This window comes from Bryobacter aggregatus MPL3 (assembly GCF_000702445.1).
In the GTDB taxonomy this organism is placed as follows: Bacteria; Acidobacteriota; Terriglobia; order Bryobacterales; family Bryobacteraceae; genus Bryobacter; species Bryobacter aggregatus.
Genome location: NZ_JNIF01000003.1, coordinates 3,134,642 through 3,151,316, shown reverse-complemented (window position 1 = coordinate 3,151,316; position 16,675 = coordinate 3,134,642). Strand labels below are relative to the sequence as shown.

12 protein-coding genes are annotated in these 16,675 nt (G+C 59.6%); 5 read left to right on the top strand and 7 right to left on the bottom strand.

The window, feature by feature from the left end; all coding sequences use genetic code 11:
• Nucleotides 1-6 precede the first annotated feature (6 nt).
• The gene (locus tag M017_RS0114680; protein WP_031498860.1) at nt 7-1,389 is read right to left on the bottom strand and encodes a DUF1501 domain-containing protein; all 1,383 of its coding nucleotides are present in this window, start codon (nt 1,387-1,389) and stop codon (nt 7-9) included.
• A complete protein-coding gene (locus M017_RS0114675) occupies nt 1,379-3,919 on the bottom strand; it encodes a PSD1 and planctomycete cytochrome C domain-containing protein (RefSeq protein ID WP_162179932.1) in 2,541 nt (846 codons plus the stop codon). Before M017_RS0114675 ends, M017_RS0114680 begins: the two co-directional genes overlap by 11 nt.
• Before the next feature lie 35 nt (nt 3,920-3,954).
• Here M017_RS0114675 and M017_RS0114670 point away from each other — a divergent pair, with 35 nt between their 5' ends.
• The 3 genes from M017_RS0114670 to M017_RS0114660 are packed head-to-tail and all read left to right on the top strand — an operon-like array spanning nt 3,955 to nt 7,403.
• Nucleotides 3,955-4,965 (top strand): D-2-hydroxyacid dehydrogenase, encoded by a 1,011-nt coding sequence (locus M017_RS0114670; protein WP_031498858.1) that lies wholly within the window; start codon nt 3,955-3,957, stop codon nt 4,963-4,965.
• Nucleotides 4,966-6,192 (top strand): enolase C-terminal domain-like protein, encoded by a 1,227-nt coding sequence (locus tag M017_RS0114665; RefSeq protein WP_051670114.1) that lies wholly within the window; start codon nt 4,966-4,968, stop codon nt 6,190-6,192.
• Between the two features lie 41 nt (nt 6,193-6,233).
• Nucleotides 6,234-7,403 carry a serine hydrolase domain-containing protein gene (locus M017_RS0114660; RefSeq protein ID WP_031498855.1) on the top strand — a complete coding sequence of 390 codons (1,170 nt, stop codon included), beginning with the start codon at nt 6,234-6,236 and terminating at the stop codon, nt 7,401-7,403.
• Here the strand turns inward: M017_RS0114660 and M017_RS0114655 are convergent.
• The 4 genes from M017_RS0114655 to M017_RS0114640 are packed head-to-tail and all read right to left on the bottom strand — an operon-like array spanning nt 7,400 to nt 11,815.
• Complete coding sequence (locus M017_RS0114655; protein WP_031498854.1) at nt 7,400-8,707, bottom strand: glycosyltransferase family 9 protein; 1,308 nt, start codon at nt 8,705-8,707, stop codon at nt 7,400-7,402. The genes M017_RS0114660 and M017_RS0114655 overlap by 4 nt on opposite strands.
• Nucleotides 8,688-9,548: an S-methyl-5'-thioadenosine phosphorylase gene (gene mtnP, locus M017_RS0114650; protein WP_031498853.1), complete on the bottom strand. Its 861-nt coding sequence runs from the start codon at nt 9,546-9,548 to the stop codon at nt 8,688-8,690. The genes M017_RS0114655 and mtnP overlap by 20 nt, the downstream gene beginning before the upstream one ends.
• Before the next feature lie 3 nt (nt 9,549-9,551).
• Nucleotides 9,552-10,673 (bottom strand): methylmalonyl Co-A mutase-associated GTPase MeaB, encoded by a 1,122-nt coding sequence (gene meaB / locus M017_RS26690; protein WP_035957819.1) that lies wholly within the window; start codon nt 10,671-10,673, stop codon nt 9,552-9,554.
• Nucleotides 10,670-11,815 carry an acyl-CoA dehydrogenase family protein gene (locus tag M017_RS0114640; RefSeq protein WP_031498850.1) on the bottom strand — a complete coding sequence of 382 codons (1,146 nt, stop codon included), beginning with the start codon at nt 11,813-11,815 and terminating at the stop codon, nt 10,670-10,672. The genes meaB and M017_RS0114640 overlap by 4 nt, the downstream gene beginning before the upstream one ends.
• A gap of 38 nt (nt 11,816-11,853) precedes the next feature.
• Between M017_RS0114640 and M017_RS27755 the strand changes: the two genes are divergently transcribed.
• Nucleotides 11,854-12,957, top strand: a complete 1,104-nt coding sequence (locus tag M017_RS27755) for an FAD-binding oxidoreductase (protein ID WP_080507781.1) — start codon at nt 11,854-11,856, stop codon at nt 12,955-12,957.
• Nucleotides 12,944-14,275 (top strand): (Fe-S)-binding protein, encoded by a 1,332-nt coding sequence (locus tag M017_RS0114630; RefSeq protein WP_035957818.1) that lies wholly within the window; start codon nt 12,944-12,946, stop codon nt 14,273-14,275. Before M017_RS27755 ends, M017_RS0114630 begins: the two co-directional genes overlap by 14 nt.
• On the opposite strand, the gene M017_RS0114625 is transcribed toward M017_RS0114630, so the two are convergent.
• Nucleotides 14,272-16,545: an LPS-assembly protein LptD gene (locus tag M017_RS0114625; RefSeq protein ID WP_031498845.1), complete on the bottom strand. Its 2,274-nt coding sequence runs from the start codon at nt 16,543-16,545 to the stop codon at nt 14,272-14,274. The two genes, M017_RS0114630 and M017_RS0114625, sit on opposite strands and share 4 nt — an antisense overlap.
• Nucleotides 16,546-16,675 lie beyond the last annotated feature (130 nt).

The following is a 16,675-nucleotide window of genomic DNA, read 5'->3' as shown; positions in this document are numbered from 1 at the left end:
GGCTAGCTAGGACAAGATATCGTGTACGACATTCCCATGCACATCGGTCAGCCGCATATCGCGGCCGCTATAGCGAAAGGTCAAACGCTTATGGTCTAGCCCGAGCAAGTGCAGAATCGTCGCATGCAAATCATGCACATGCACCTTGTTCTCCACCGCGAAGTAGCCGAACTCATCGGTCGCCCCATAGGTGATCCCCTTCTTCACGCCCGCCCCGGCCATCCACATCGTGAAGCCATAAGGATTATGATCCCGGCCCGCCGCCCTCGTATCGCCGCTCTCGCCCAATTGGGCACAAGGCGTACGGCCAAACTCTCCACCCCAAACCACTAGCGTCGTCTCCAACAAGCCACGCGACTTCAAGTCCTTCAGCAGAGCCGCAATCGGCTGATCCGTCGAAGCCGCATTGATCCGATGCCCAGTGAGAAGATTCGAATGCTGATCCCAACGATCCTGCCCACGCCGCGCCGGAGTCAGCAGTTCGACAAAGCGAACCCCCTTCTCCACCAGTCGCCGCGCCAATAAACATTCACGGCCAAACTCCGCCGTCATCTCGCCATCAATCCCGTACAGGTCCTTCGTCGCCTGCGTCTCATTCGAAAAGTCCAACAAATCCGGCACCGCCGACTGCATCCGGAACGCCATCTCATAGTTCTGGATCGTCGCCTCCACCTCGCTCACCTGGCCAAAGCGTTGCAACACGCCCTGGTTCAGCTTGCTCAACAAAGCGAGCTTCGGCTTCTGACTCGCCGCATAAGCATCCGGAGAAACCAGATCCGCCACCGGAAACTTCCCCTTCCGAAACAAAGTCCCCTGATAGCTAGCTGGCAGGAAGCCGCTGCCAAAACAATCCAGTCCCCCAGGAGGAATCAACCCACTCTCCAGCACCACAAAGCCCGGCAGATTCTCGCTCTCGCTACCCAGCCCATAGTTCACCCAAGCCCCCATGCTCGGCCGCCCCTGAAAGCCAGACCCCGAATGCATAAAGTAGTTCGCCGCCGTATGTTCCGAGTGGTCCGCCACCATCGAACGAATCACGCAAAGCTCATCGACACAACTCGCAACATGTGGGAACAACTCACTCACCGGCGTCCCGCTCTGCCCATATTGTTTGAATTCAAAAGGAGAACCAAACACCTGATCCGAAATATTGAACACCGTCGTCGGCGGCTTGAAAGGCAACTTCTTCCCATGGTCCACACGCAAGCGCGGCTTCGGATCAAAGCTATCCATCTGCGACGGCCCGCCATCCATAAACAGAAAGATCACCGACTTCGCCTTCGCCGCATAGTGCGGGCTCAGTGGCGCCGCCTTCGCCATCATGTCGAGCAAAGCGAGCCCACCAAAGCCATTGGCGGCACGGCAAAGCATCTGGCGTCTATTGAACATAAAGAAACTCCGCGGAATTCAACAACACATGCCCCAGCTCCGCAAGGCTCCGGCCCTGCGCTAAAAAGCTAAGCGACTCCTGCAATTCCCAATCGAGTGGCGCGCGTCCAAACGCCTCTTCGAACATCGTCCGCACCCGCAAGGAATCGTCACCCGCAACCTTCCCGATCCGGCTCCCCCAGAACTCCGCCTGCTGCAAAACAAACTCATTGTTCAACAGGATCAAAGCCTGCGAAGGAACGGTCGAAACGCTCCGTGTCCCGATCGTCGAAACCGGCAGCGGATAGTCGAAGGCCAACATCATCGGCGACAGGAAGTTTCGCCGCACCTGGACATACAAGCTCCGCCGCCCGTCCCCATCGAGCGGCCCCGAGACCGGCTTGCCACGCCCGTCCTGATACTTACTGATATAAGGTCCAACGCTCGGCCCGCCCACCTGCGAATCGAAACGCCCCGACACCGCCAACATCGCATCGCGAACCGCCTCCGCCTCGAGCCTGCGCACCGGCAACTCCCCGCGATAGGCATCCGACAACACAATCCGCCGATTCAGCTTCTTCACGCTCCATCCATCGGCGAGAAACTGCGCCGCCAGCGCATCCAACATCTCACGACTCTCCGGCCGATCCCCAGTCAACCCGAAGTTATCAGTCGACTTCACCAGCCCCTTGCCAAAGTGATGCTTCCACATGCGATTCACCAGCACCCGCGCCGTCAGCGCATTGCCAGGAGAAGCCAACCACTCCGCCAACTCCAGCCGCCCGCTGCCCGGCCCACTCACCCGGCCATCGCCAGGAGACAGCACCTGCAGCACATGACGCGGCACCACCTCGCCCAGATTCTGATGGCTCCCACGGATATGCAGCTTCACATCATGCGGAGCCTCATCCATCGCCACCATCGCAAACGCACTCTCCGGAATCTCCGCGCCCGCCACCGGCGCACTCGCCACTGCCGGCGATTCCACCACCACTTGCGGCGGCTCCTTGTGATCGGAAATCACAATCGCATCCACTTCCAGATGCCCGCTGCGCGAGCGATCCACCACCTCGAAATAACACATGCGCTCAAAGGGCAAAACCATCCGCGCACTCACCCACTCAAAGTCAGCCGAGCCGCTCGCGACAAAGTACTCGCTGCGATACTCATCCGCCACCAAGGTCACGCGCAACGGGTTATTCTCCACCAGCTTCTTATCCGACTGCGTCCCCCGCATCCGCACATGCACATAGCGCTTCGGCATCCGGAACTTCCGCGAAGTCAGCGAGCCCACCAAAGCTTCCGCGCCCCGTCCAGACGAGTCCGCTCCGCCCAGCGAAAACGCCTCGCCGCTCGACTGCCACTGGTCCCAACCATCGAACAACTCATCTCCGGGACGCAGCACAATCCGCCGCTTCTCAGCAGCCTGCAAGCGCAGCGGAATCTTCGCATGCGCCGCCTGAATCGCAGCCCGGCGTTCAGGCGAATCCACCACCGCCTCGCGCATCGAAGTGGAATGCAGAATCCCCGCCAACCCGTAATAATCAGCGGTCGGAATCGGGTCGAACTTATGGTCATGGCAACGCGCACAAGCCACAGTCAGACCCAGAAACGCCTTGCTCATCACATCGATCTGGTTGTCCACTTCATCGGCCCGGCTCTTCTCCGAATCAGTTGCGCTGTTCAGCACTTCCCCAAACCAATAAGCTCCCGTCGCCAGCGGCGACTCGAGAATCGCCCCATCCCTCGAAACGCGCGGTCGCGGCAACAAGTCGCCCGCGACATGCTCCTTCACAAACTGGTCATAAGGCAGATCCTCATTGAAGGCCCGCACCACATAATCCCGATAGCGATAAGCATCGAGCTTGTTGTTGTCATACTCATGGCCGTTGGTCTCGGCATAGCGAACCAGATCGAGCCAATGCCGTCCATAGCGCTCGCCATACTGAGGCGAAGCGAGCAGGCGATCCACCACCGTCTCATAAGCCCCAGGCGAAGAGTCCGCAACAAAGGCCCGCACAGCAGCAGGCGTCGGAGGCAAGCCGGTCAGATCAAAGCTGACGCGGCGGATCCAGACCTCCTTCGACACAGGCTTTCCACCCGGCATCTCGAGCTTCCCCGGACGCAGCGGCTGAAAGGCCCAATACTTCTTTCCGCGCTCAATGTCCGAACCAACAGGCTTCCTCGCTGGAACCACGAAGCTCGTCTCGCGAGGATCTTCCGCCCCTCTCCGAATCCACTCGGCAAAGTCCGCCACCACTGCATCGGGAAGCTTCCCGGTTGGAGGCATGCGCAGTTGGAAATCGGTATAGGAGATCGCCTTCAGCAAGCGGCTCTCCTCCGGCTTGCCAATCACAATCGCCGGTCCACTATCTCCGCCCCGCCTCACGCCTTCACGGGAGTCCAGGCGCAACCCAGCCTTCGGCTCCCGCACCTTCTCGCTATGGCATCCATAGCAGCGCTCCACCAGAACGGGCCGGATCTTCTTCTCAAAGAACTCATCGGCAAAGGCGCCAAGCGCAAAAACGAAGAGAATAAGGCCAAATTTCACTGCACCCATCTTATGACCTCAGATAAGATGACGCCATGCATCGCTTCCTACCGCTGCTCACTCTCGGCGCACTCCTCCTGCCTGCACAAGTCAAGAAGATCGTCGTTGTCCGCCAGTCGCCTGCCATCGTCGCCGACTGGCAAGCAGTCTCCAATAAAATCAAAATCGTCCGAGTCGCCTCCGACGCAGAACTCCGTGCCGAACTCGCCGATGCCGACGCGTTCATCGGCGAGATCACACCCGAGCAAGTGCGCATCGGCAAGAAGCTGCAATGGGTCCAGATCCAAAGCGCCGGTGTCGAGCGGGTCCTGCACCTCTCGGGCGGCGACGATCTGCGCAACTCGAACATCATCCTCACCAACAATCAAATCGTCCAAGGCCCCGAGATTGCCGACCACGCCATGGCGATGCTCCTCGCACTATCACGCAACCTGCCGCTCTACTTCAAAGACCGCAGCGCCGAGAACTGGCGTCGCGAAGCCTTCACCGGCATCGAGCTGAACACGAAGAAAGCAACCATCATTGGCTGCGGCGGCATCGGCCAGCAGATTGCCGTCCGCGCCTGGGCCCACGGCATGAAGGTCACCTGCGTCGATCCGGAAGACATCCCCTTCTCCCCCTTCATCGTCAAGACCGTCAAGCCCGATCGTCTCGATGAGGAACTGCCCGACACCGATGCGCTCTTCATCTCCGCACCCCACACGCCCAAGAGCCACAAGATGGTCGGCCCCAAGCAGTTCGAGCTGATGAAGAAGAACTCCTACTTCATCGCCGTCAGCCGAGGAGGCGTCTACGATCTCCCCTCGCTCGTAAAAGCCCTGGACTCGCAGCGCCTCAAAGGCGCCGGTGTCGACGTCGTCGATCCCGAGCCCCTGCCGCAAGGCCACGCACTATGGAAGTTCGAGAACGCAATCATCACGCCCCACATCGCCGGCCGTAGCGATCTCGACAATGCCCGCATGCTCGGCATTGTCAAAGAGAACATCCGCCGCTTTGCCGAAGGGCTGCCACTCGTCAACGTCGTCGACAAACAGAAGGGATACTAAATGCGTCGTAGAGAATTACTCGGTCTCGGCCTGACCTTGCCCGCACTCGCCTGGGCACAAGAGAAGTCGAAGTTAAAGATCACCGGCATCCGGCTCGTCAATGTCAAGCCGCGCAAGCCCTATCCCGACTTCAAACCAGCCCCCGGGGCATGGTCCACCCAATACGTCGAGGTGGCCAACCCGATGTCCATCTACCCCGAGTTCAAGGCGCGCCGCGAACTCTTCTTTGCCGACCCCGGCAAAGTCGGCGGCTTCACCGTCGAGATCACCACCGACAAGGGCATCACCGGTTACGGCAGCGGCGGCCCAGGCGGCGGACCGATCGTCACCGACCACCTCACCAAGTTGCTGATCGGACGCGACCCCTTCGACATTGAACGCAACTGGGACATCTGCTGGCGCTCCACCATGCACTACGGCCGCATGGGCGTCACCATGAATGCGATCAGTGGCGTCGATCTCGCGCTCTGGGACATCGTCGGCAAAGCGCTCAACGTCCCCGTCTATAAGCTCCTCGGCGGAGAAACCAAAGATCGCATCCCCGCCTATTGCACCGGCAACGACATCGAACAGCACGTCGAGTTCGGCTATAGCAAGTTGAAGCTCGCCATCCCCCACGGCCCCGCCGATGGCCGGGAGGGCATGCGCAAGAACGCCGCGCTCGTCGATCGCGCGCGCAAGGCGGTTGGCCCGGACGGCGAAGTCATGCTCGATTGCTGGATGGCCTGGACGGAACGCTACACCCTTGAGATGGCCGCCATGCTCGAACCCTACCGGGTCTACTGGATGGAAGAAGTGCTGCAGCCCCACGACTACGCGGGCTTCGGACGTCTCAACACCGCGCTCAAGTCCACTCGCATCGCCACCGGTGAACACGAGTACGGCCGCTACGGCTTCCGCCACCTGCTTGAGAACAACAGCGCCAGCATCTGGCAGCCAGATCTCAACTGGTGCGGCGGCCTCACGGAAATGCGCCGCATCGGCGCACTCGCCGCTGCTTACGACATTCCAGTCATCCCGCACGGCGGAGGCCTCAACGGCTCCTCGCACTGGATCATCGCCAATACGAACGCTCCCTGGGCCGAACTCTTTCTTCCCTCACCCGGCGGCCCCAAAGAGGTCTACCAGATCTTCGAGGAGAACTACAACATCACCCGCGGCCCCGAGGGCATCTACATGCGCCCGCTCGAAAAACCCGGCTTCGGCTGGGACTACATCGTGTCTTAAGCAGGTTGGAACAAAAGGAGAGGTGAGACGTACACTAAACCATGAAGCACTGGTTGCTGATTCTTCTCCCTCTCCTGGCGCACGCTGCCAACATCGAGCGTCTCGACGGCTCAAAGATCTCCACAATAGAAGCCGAAGCCTTCGCGCGCAAGACACTCGAAGAAGCTAAGGTGGCAGGCGCGCAACTGGCCGTCATCAACAATGGCAAGCTGGCATGGAGCATGGCCTTTGGCATCCGCACCCTCGAGCCGAAGCAACCAATGCAAACAACCACAGCAATCTGGGCAGCTTCGATCACCAAGGGCGTCTTCGCAAGCTACGTCATGCAACTGGCCGCACGCGGTGAGATCCAACTCGACAAACCGATCGCCCCTCAATTCCCCAAGCCTCTCAACGAGTTTGAGCCTTACAAGCTGACAGCTGAGGAACTGGTCAAAGATCCGCAATGGCAACTCGTCACCCCGCGGATGCTGCTCTCCCATACCTCAGGACTGCATAACTTTGCCTTCCTCGAACCGGACAAGAAAATGCACCTGCACTTCAAGCCAGGCACCAGCTTTCTCTACTCCGGAGAAGCGATCAACATCGTGCAGTTCTACATCGAGCAACAGAAGCAGAAGCCACTCGATCAGCTCATGCAAGAGGCCCTCTTCACGCCGCTCGGCATGAACCAAAGCGGCATCATCTTTCAGAAGAAGATGGAACCAAATATTGCCGATCGCTTCAACGCATCCGGAGCCTTTATCTCTCAGACCCGCCGCTTTCCGGCGCGCGCCGCAGGTTCCTTGACGACAAGCGTCGAAGACCTCGCGCGCTACACCGAAGCGATCCTCAACGGCAAAGTGCTGACGGCTGCCAGCCGCAAGGATATGCTCCGGCCCGTGCTGATGCTGAAGAGCCTGCATCAGTTTCCGGTCGAAGCAAATGAGCCGGAGGGCAAAGAAGGACCAGCCGTCGGCTTAGCCTATGCCACCGGCTGGGGAGTGCTAACCAAAACCAAATTCGGCCCCGCCTTTTTCAAGGAGGGGCACGGGGATGGGGCTCAAAACTACATGATCTGCTTCACGCGTTCGAAGTCCTGCATGATCCTCTTGACCAACAGCGACAACGGCGAACTCGCTTTCCGCCCGTTGCTCGAAAAGATTCTGGGCAACACGGTCACACCATGGGAATGGGAAGGCTACACGCCCTCCCGTCGCCAATCGAACTAGCGCGTGGGCTCCGGCCCGTCTTCGTCGTCGATATCCTCGTCATCGAAGTCGTCCAGATCGTCTTCATCCCGCACCTTCGCATCGCTCGAGAATACGGCTTCGACCGCTTCCTGCACACGATCTAAGGCGGCCTCCGTCGACAGCTCTTCGGCGTCCAGCACCTCGAGTTCTCCATCGCCCCAGGGGATCCAACGGATCATGAATCGCTCATTTGGAAAGCCACGGAAGAGTAGCAAACCCGGGATGCCCAAGGCGCAGGCGGCATGTCCGCCGGCCGAGTCGTAGCCAATGTACAACTGGCTCGCATTGATCTCGCTGGCAAACTCCTTGAAGCTGCCATAGTAAGGCGTCACGCTGCCATTCGCGCCAGGCTTGACCTCGGCAATCGCCCGATGCACTCGATCGGCTTCCTCGCCGCCAGCGCCCGTATCCACCAACACGCGCAGACCGCGATCGACCAGTAACTGCAACAGCTTCGGCTCAAAGGGCCAAGCCATCGCCTTCTCCGGATTCTCGCCCACGCCGAGGCTGATCGTCACATCAAAGCCTTCGAGGCGATCCTCAACCGCGACGACCGGAACATGTAGCGGCACGTCGAAGGTCTGCTCCACCCAGCGCTCGGTCATCTCGCCGAGCGGCATGTCTTCATCGCTCCACCAGCTGCGGGTCTCAAAGAAGTAGTAGTTCTCTTCGTTCCCAAGCGGCAGCAACCCGAGTTGGCTCAGACGGCTATCGGGATCAATGATCAAGGCCTCGGGATCAGACAGCGCCTCGCGGAGCTTCGGGTAGACGCTCAACCTCTCCCGTACCGTACCCGCGCGTTTGTAGGGCACCTCGATCAGTTCAATCCCGATCTCCGGCTCAAAGATCTCAAAGTTCTTGCGCGGCCCGACAAAGTACACCGTTGCATTCGGGAAGTGGACGAAGGCCGCACGGAGGATGCGGCTGGTGATCGCAATGTCGGCGCCGATCGTGACCCGCGACAACACAAACACCTTCTTCACTGATTCCGGATTGCCCTGGAACTTGCGCGGCTTGCGAATCCGCATGAAACGCTGGATCAGATCGGCCGCGTCAAGCTCCGGCAGAGCAGCCTCGATCACGCGCGCAAAGATGTGCGTATAAGCATTGACCAGACGGAATTCAAATCGATCGGCAAGCGGTTCCACCAGGTCGCGAAAAAGCGCGGTGGAACCGGCATCCGATCGAAGTGCGTCTTCGATCGTGAGTCGAACGAGATCTTCCGGTTCGCGGCCCCCTTCAAGAATGGCGGCCGCCAGCCGGCTAGCGGAAGTATTTCCCAACGATGATCTCCAACTTATTCAAGGTCTCAGCAGGGACAGTTTTCTTGTCCGTAATGATGGCGTTCTTCAGTGCCTGGTTGCACGAGCAGACGCCGGGCGCAGGAAGCGCTTCAACAGCCAAACGAACGACTGTGGCGGCGTTGCTCGCGTTCTTCACCAGCGTGGCGATGATCTGGTCGACAGTCACGGCATCATGATCCGGATGCCAGCAATCATAATCGGTCACCATCGCCACGGTGGCGTAGCAGATCTCGGCTTCGCGCGCGAGCTTCGCCTCCTGCAGATTGGTCATGCCGATGATGTCCATGCCCCAACTCCGGTAGACATTCGACTCCGCCTTGGTCGAAAAGGCAGGGCCTTCCATGCAGAGGTAAGTTCCACCTAGTTTCGAGACAACGCCCGCTTGCTGGCAAGCGCCATGTACGACGCCCATCAAATGATGGCAGGTGGGCTCGCTAAAGCCGATGTGGGCAACAAGGCCCTCGCCGAAGAAGGTGGACACGCGGCCCGAAGTGCGGTCAAAGAACTGGTCCGGCAACACGAAGTGCTCCGGCGCATGTTCGGCCTTCAGACTCCCAACAGCCGACAAGCTGATGATGCGCTCGACGCCAAGCTTCTTAAAACCCCAGATATTCGCGCGAAAATTCAGTTCGCTGGGCGTGATGCGGTGGCCCTTGCCGTGACGTGCCAGGAAGGCGACCGTCTTGCCGCCAATGGTGCCGACGACATAAGGATCTGACGGACTGCCATAGGGGGTCGTGATGACCACCTCTTCGGTCTGCTCAAATCCAGGCATTGAATAGAGTCCGCTGCCGCCGATAATGCCGGTATCGATTTTCAAAGTCTAAGAATGCTCCTCAATTAGTTCTAGCAGCACGCCGCCGGTGGATGCTGGATGAATAAACACATACCTGTGTCCACCCGCCCCGATCCTCGGCTCGTTCAAAAGACGCGCCCCGTGCGATTGTAACCTTGCGGCGGCTGCCTGGAGATCGGGCACCCGCAGGGCGATGTGGTGCAGGCCGGGTCCGCGCTTCTCGAGAAAGCGGGCAATGGTGCTGCCGGGTTCACTCGGCTGCAGCAGTTCTATGCGGCTCTCGCCCGCTTGGAGCATCGCCACATCGACCTTCTCGCCCGCCACGGTCTCGCGATGAGCCTCGCCCATTCCGAGTGCGTCCTGGTAAAAGCGGAGCGCCTCATCGAGGCTAGACACCGCGATGCCCAGATGATCGATGGCAAAGCGCGGCGGCTCGGTGCGGGGCACTCTTCTGGGCAGGCTTTGCAATCGCGCCCACACCTCCGCCATGCCTTGTCCTGTGGCTGCGACCGTCTTCAGAACCGGCGTGACCCCGTGGACCTCTGCCTCAATCTCCTGGAACAGCTTTTCGGCTCCAGGCAGGTCTGCTTTATTGATCACGAAGAGGTCGGCGATCTCCATGATTCCGGATTTGATCGCCTGGATCTCATCGCCTTGTCCTGGCACCAGCAGCACGGCCACCACCTGGGCCATGGCTGCAACGTCGATCTCATCCTGACCGACGCCGACGGTTTCGACGAGTACGACGTCGAAGCCCGCCGCATCGAAGACGGCGGTCATGGCCCGGGTGGTTGGGGCTAAGCCGCCCATCGCGCCACGCGTTGCCATGCTCCGGATGAAGACACCCGGGTCCTGGTAGTGGCGCTGCATGCGGATGCGGTCGCCGAGCAGCGCGCCGCCGGTTTTCATGCTCGAAGGGTCGACGGCGAGCACCGCCACCGTTTTGCCGTCCGCGCGGATCGTTTGGATGAGTTGATCGGTGAAGGTGCTCTTGCCTGCTCCGGGAGCTCCCGTGATACCGATCAGCAGCGAGTGGCCGGGCTGGAGCAGGCGCAAGAGATCCGGTGCCCTGCCCGCCTCGACCAGTGTGCAGGCGCGCGCCACAGCGCGCCGTTCTCCCGCTAAGACACGGGTTGCGATTTCGTTCATTGTGCTTTCAGCAACTGCCTCGCGATGACCATCCGTTGGATCTCACTGGTGCCCTCTCCGATCGTCATCAGCTTCACATCGCGGTAGAACTTTTCAACCGGATAGTCCTTGATGAAGCCATAGCCGCCGTGCACCTGGAGCGCTTCGTTGCAGACCTCGACGGCGATTTCACTCGCAAACAGCTTTGCCATCGCCGACTGCTTGGTGACCGTTCTCCCCTCATCCTTATTCCAGGCTGCTTGCAGCGTCAGCAGGCGCGCGGCCTCGATCTTGGTCGCCATATCAGCTAGCTTGTGCTGGATCGCTTGGAATTCGCTGATGAAGCGGCCGAACTGCTTGCGCTGCTTCGAGTATTTCAGCGCTTCTTCAAACGCTCCTTGGGCGATGCCGACGCTGAGCGCGGCAATCGAGATGCGGCCGCCGTCGAGGATACGCAAGGCATCGATAAAGCCTTCGCCCTGGACGCCGAGCAGTTGCGCATCGTCGAGCGCACAGTTCTCAAAGATCACCTCTCCGGTGGCGGAACTGCGCATGCCAAGCTTGTTCTCCTTCTTCCCGAGCCGGTAGCCCGGCGTTCCGCGTTCGATCAGAAAGGCGGAGATGCCGTGGTGGCTGGCCGTGCGGTCTGTTGCGGCCATGGCCACGCAGAGGTCGGCGTAATGGGCATTGGTGGTGAAGGTCTTGGCGCCGTTCAGCAGCCAGCCGCCGGGTGTTTTTGTCGCCTGGGTCCGGGTGCCGCCTGCGTCTGAGCCGGCTTCGGGCTCGGTCAGGCTCCAGCAGCCGATCCACTCGCCGGTCGCGAGTTTGGGCAGGTAGCGCTGCTTCTGTTCTTCGCTGCCAGCCAGGTAGATGTGGTTGGAACACAGCGAGTTGTGCGCCGCCACGATCAGGGCGAAGCTGGGATCGACACGCGCGAGTTCTTCGATCAGAATCGAATACTCGATATACCCCATGCCGGAACCGCCGTATTCTTCGGGGAAGATGATCCCGAGGAATCCGAGCGAGGCCGCACGTTTCACCGCCTGTAATGGAAACTCCTGCGCTTCGTCCCAGGCCAGAACATGGGGCGCCAACTCCGCGGTTGCGAAATTGCGCACCAATTTGCGCAGCTCGTTTTGCTCTTCGGTAAAGGCAAATTGCATAGCTGTCTCAACTCTACGATAAAATTTGAGATTCACCCATGAGAGTCGAACAGCCCGCCTCCTCGGCACACTTGGCGGAGCTATTGCGGGATAGCCAAAACAGCAGACAACGGATTGAAATCGCAGGGTCCAGATCGAAGCTCCGGATGGGCGGTCCTGTTGCCGAAGCCGATCTTCGTATCGAAACAAAAGCGCTGAATCGTGTTTTAGCCTATGACCCGCGCGACCTCACGATCAGCGTCGAGGCGGGCATGCTGTATCGCGACCTCAGCGCTGTTTTGCACGAGAAGAAGCAGTTTCTACCGATTGAGCCACCCTTCGCGGACAGGGCAACCATTGGCGGGATTCTCGCAACGCACTCGAGCGGCCCTCGCCGCCGCCTCTTTGGCACCGTGCGCGATCTGGTGATTGGCATGCAGTTTGCCACGCTCGAAGGCAAGACCGTACAATCGGGCGGCATGGTGGTGAAGAATGTCGCCGGGCTCGACTTTGCGAAATTGATGACCGGCAGCTTTGGCACCCTCGCCTGCATCACACAAGTGAACTTCAAGCTGATGCCCGCACCGTTTGGGGCCCGTAGCTTTCTCTTGCAGGCAGCCACGCCCGCCGAGATCAAGACACAGCGCAAGAAGCTGCTGGCGAGCATCCTGCAGCCTTCTGCCGTCGATGTATTGAGTCCGTTGGCCGCAGTGCGGCTGGGCTTGAGCTCCGCCTGGACGCTGCTGGTGGAGGCCTTGGGAAGCGAGAAGGTTCTCGATCGCTACCAGCGTGAGTTGCCGGGCTTCGAGGTGGTTGGAAACGAGATTTGGAACAAGGTGCGCGACTTCACGCCGCAGTGGTTGGCCGAGTATCCCGAGGGGTCTGTCTTGCGGGTTTCGACGAAGCTCATGGAGATCGAGCAGAGTATCCCCGCAGGCACAGCCACCATCGCACGAGGCGGCAACGGAGTGCTGTACATCCATTCGGCGAGCGAGGCCGATGTCAATGGCAAAGGTGTCATTGAATACAGCCCCATGCAGCGTCTGCCAAAGGAACGGCTCTGGCCGCATCCTGGCAATGACTTCTTCCTGATGGAGAAGATCAAACGCCACTTCGATCCGCAAAGTCTATTGAATTCCGGGAGGCTCTATGGCCGCATCTGAAACCGCATTGCGCGTCATGGACGGACGCCACCCCGACGCTCCACAACAGAAAGACCTGGACAAATGCGTCCATTGCGGGCTGTGTCTAAATGCTTGCCCGACCTATCGGGAACTTGGCGTCGAGATGGATTCGCCACGCGGGCGCATCTACCAGATGGTGCAAGTGGCCACGGGCGCCGCTCCGATGAACGAGGGCTATCTTGAACACATGTCGCTTTGCCTCGGCTGCCGCGCCTGCGAGACGGCGTGCCCGTCCGGGGTGCAGTACGGCAAGTTGATTGAGGCCGCGCGCACGGAGATTCAGGCCCGGGCGCCGAAGCCTTTCCCTTGGAAGCAAGTGGAGGATTTTGCCTTTGGCACGCTGTTGGTGAGCCCGTGGATGCTACGGCTGATGGGCGCTGGTCTTTGGCTGTATCAGAAGTCGGGGCTGGAATCGCTGGTTCGCAATACGGGGCTGATCAAGCTGTTGGGACCGATGGCGAAGATCGAGCATCTGACGCCCGAGGCGCAATTGCCCAGCTTCTACTCGAAGTACGGGAAGGTGTATTTCGCCGAAGGCAAGCGCAAGTATCGCGTGGCGATGCTGGGCGGCTGCATTGCGAACGTCTTCTTTGCCCGGCTGCATGAGGCGACGGTGCGCGTGTTGCAGAAGAATGGCTGCGAGGTAGTGGTGCCGGCAGCGCAGGTTTGCTGCGGCGCGCTGCATGCCCATGCCGGACGCCGCGAAGAGACGCGGGCCCTGGCGCGCCAGAACATCGATGCACTGTTGATGACGGACTTTGACGCCATCATTTCGAATACAGGTGGCTGCGGGGCGACGCTGAAGGAATACGACGAGATTCTCGAGCATGATGCCGCTTATCACGACAAGGCGAAGCGCTTTGTCGCCAAGATGAAGGACGTCAATGAGTTTCTCGCCTCGATTGAGTTGAACCCGAAGATGGGCCGCATCGAGCGGCGGGTAACCTATCAGGACAGTTGCCATCTTTGCCATGGCCAGAAGGTGAAGGCCGCGCCGCGCAAGCTCCTGAAGTCGATTCCGGGATTGGACTTTGTCGAGATGCCGGCCAGTGACGTTTGCTGCGGATCGGCGGGGATTTACAACGTGGTGGAGAATGACATGGCCGAACAGATTCTCGCCTCGAAGATGAAGAACGCAAACTCGGTGCAGCCCGAGCAGATTGCCAGCTCCAATCCGGGCTGCATGATCCAACTCACTGCCGGATGCAAGACGCATGGCGCCGGGAAGTTGAAGAACAACCCGGAGCCGGTCAAGCATATCGTCGAGTTGCTGGACGAGGCTTACCGCAAGGCTTAGAAGTAGCGCTCCTGCCGCCTTAAGGTTCCAAAGGAACCAATGTTGGCAATGGAGAAGGCCATCCGGAACTGATTCTCATTGATCGTGCCGAAGGACAGGCGGCGGTATTGCACCGAGAAGCCGCAGCAATCGGTGTTGTAGGTGACCTGCGTGTTGGCAAACTGCAGCACGGCGAGCCGGTAGTCGTAGATCGCAAAAAACGCGGTGCTCCAGCCGCGCCGATTCTCGCCGCCCCAGCCGAGCAAACCACGGAACTGGTTGTTCTTCGGCGACAGGACGACGTTTGAATCGACCTGCGTGTGGCCTGCCGAGACAAACCATTGGTTGACGCGACCGTCGACGGTGAGCGAGCTGTTGGAAATGTGGCCACGCAGCGGATCGTAGTCGGTGCGCCACTCGACGCCGGTTCCGGGAAGAGGCTGCATGCGCAAGGAACTGGCAACCGGCGAATAGTTGCGCGCCCTGTCCAAGAAAGCAAAGCCGGTGAAATCGAGCGAGGATTGATTCACGTTGCGGCGACCGTCAATGATCGTACCCCCAAAGGTCGGATCGAAGTAACGCTTCTGCCAGACCTGCCAGGACAGGAACTCCTGCGTGGTCTGGCCACGCTTGACGTAGAGCCGGTTGGTGACGCCGAATTCCAGCTCTTTCGTGTTGGTGAGCAGTTCGGTCTGGTCAAAGCGGATGATCTTTTCAAAGTCATTGATCCCGGAGACATAGCGGAAGGTCGCCTTCGGCTCGATGACGTGCTTCATCTTGCCGCCGCCCATCCACTTGGGAGACTTCTCAAATACTTTCGCTAGCGAGGGCGGCAGAAAATCGATTTGGATGTCGCGGGCACTGCGGGTGACATTCGATCCGAGAACGGTCGTGCCCTCCCGCGAGCTAGCCCAGTAAGTCTCGTGCAAGCTGACGCTCGGAGTGAGGTGGAAGCCCTTCCAGTGCAGCGCCGTCGAGACGCGGGGGGTGGCGTCCAATCGGGAGACGAACTGGCGGGTCTGGAAGAGAGGCTGCGAACGGCTGACCAGGCCGGCGCTTGATTCGAGCGAGACCCAGACGGGCAAGGTCTTCCAGATCTGCGTGTCGCGGCGGGTGTATTCGACTTGCGGGAGTTTGCGGATGATGATCGAATCGCCTTCCGCCGGCGTCTGGAAATTCTGGCTGCGCGAGGCGACGATCTGGACATTGTTGCCACGCCACTGCTTTTCGACGTAGCCGACCGCGTTGACCTCGGAAGAGATGGCTTCGTTGTAGCTCTGGGTGAAGTTCTGCCGGAAGGTGAGCGAGGACAGGTAGTTAAAATTGACCCGGCCGTGCCAGCCGTGGCCCAGGTCTGCCTTTCCATTGAAGGTCATCGTATAGCCGCCCTGCTTCAGGCGCGTGCCGTCGTTCTGCAGCTTGCCCCGATCGCCAACGCCGTAGAGGAAGAAGTCAAAATCCGATTTGTCGGTAGGCTTCCCACGGAAGTCGAAGGTGTGTGCAAAGCCGCGCTCGGTGAAGTATTGCGAGCGGTAGGTGGCATCGTAGGAGCGGTTGATCGCCCAGAAATAGCCCGCGCCAAACATCTGTCCGTAACGGGAGGAGTTGCCGAAGTTCGGCGTGAGAAAGCCACTGCGGCGCGGCTGTTTTTCGAGCGACTTGTAGAAGTAAGGAAAGTAAAAGACCGGCACGCCGAGCACACGGAAGAAAGCGCGCTGCATGGTGGCCCGCTGGTTGGGCACGATATCGAATTTGGGGGAGCGCAGAGTCCACCAGGGACGCGGGTAGGTGCAACTGGTGATGGTGCCCTTATACAGGATGTACTTCTGCTGGAGTCGCTCTGCCCATTCCCCCTGGAACTGGAAGGGATTGGAAGAGGTGAGGATGCCGGGGCGTGCATCGATACGCGCGGCAAAGGTACCGCGCACGTTGTAGAACTTTCCGGTGACGTCCTTGGTGTTGTAGTCCGCCTTGTCACAGAAGATTTCTTCGCCTTCTTCGTAGTTGCGATAATGCACGTTGCCACGAGCATGGGCTTCGCCGGTTTCGGTGTTGTAGTCGATTTCGTCGGCCTGGAGCGTCGATTCGTAGATGTCGACCATGGCGGCGCCACGCAACTTCACCCAGTCGCCTTCGACCGTCTGCGAGCCAGCATGAACGTCGACTCGATCGCGGGGCGGAGGATTCTGACGGACGAAGGGAAGTTTAATGTTGGGGTTGGAGGCCGTTGGATTGTTCTGGGGAGTAGACGTCTGGGGGCCGAGAAAAACCGGGGGACGGTATTGAGCCATCAGAGGGACACAGAGAAGGAACGAAGCCCAATGAAATGAAGATATTACGTGACAAACCACCACATACGTGTTAAGCAAATAAGAGAGGCGCTTGGGTGGAATCGTTTGACAGCTCAACGCTCAGCTTATC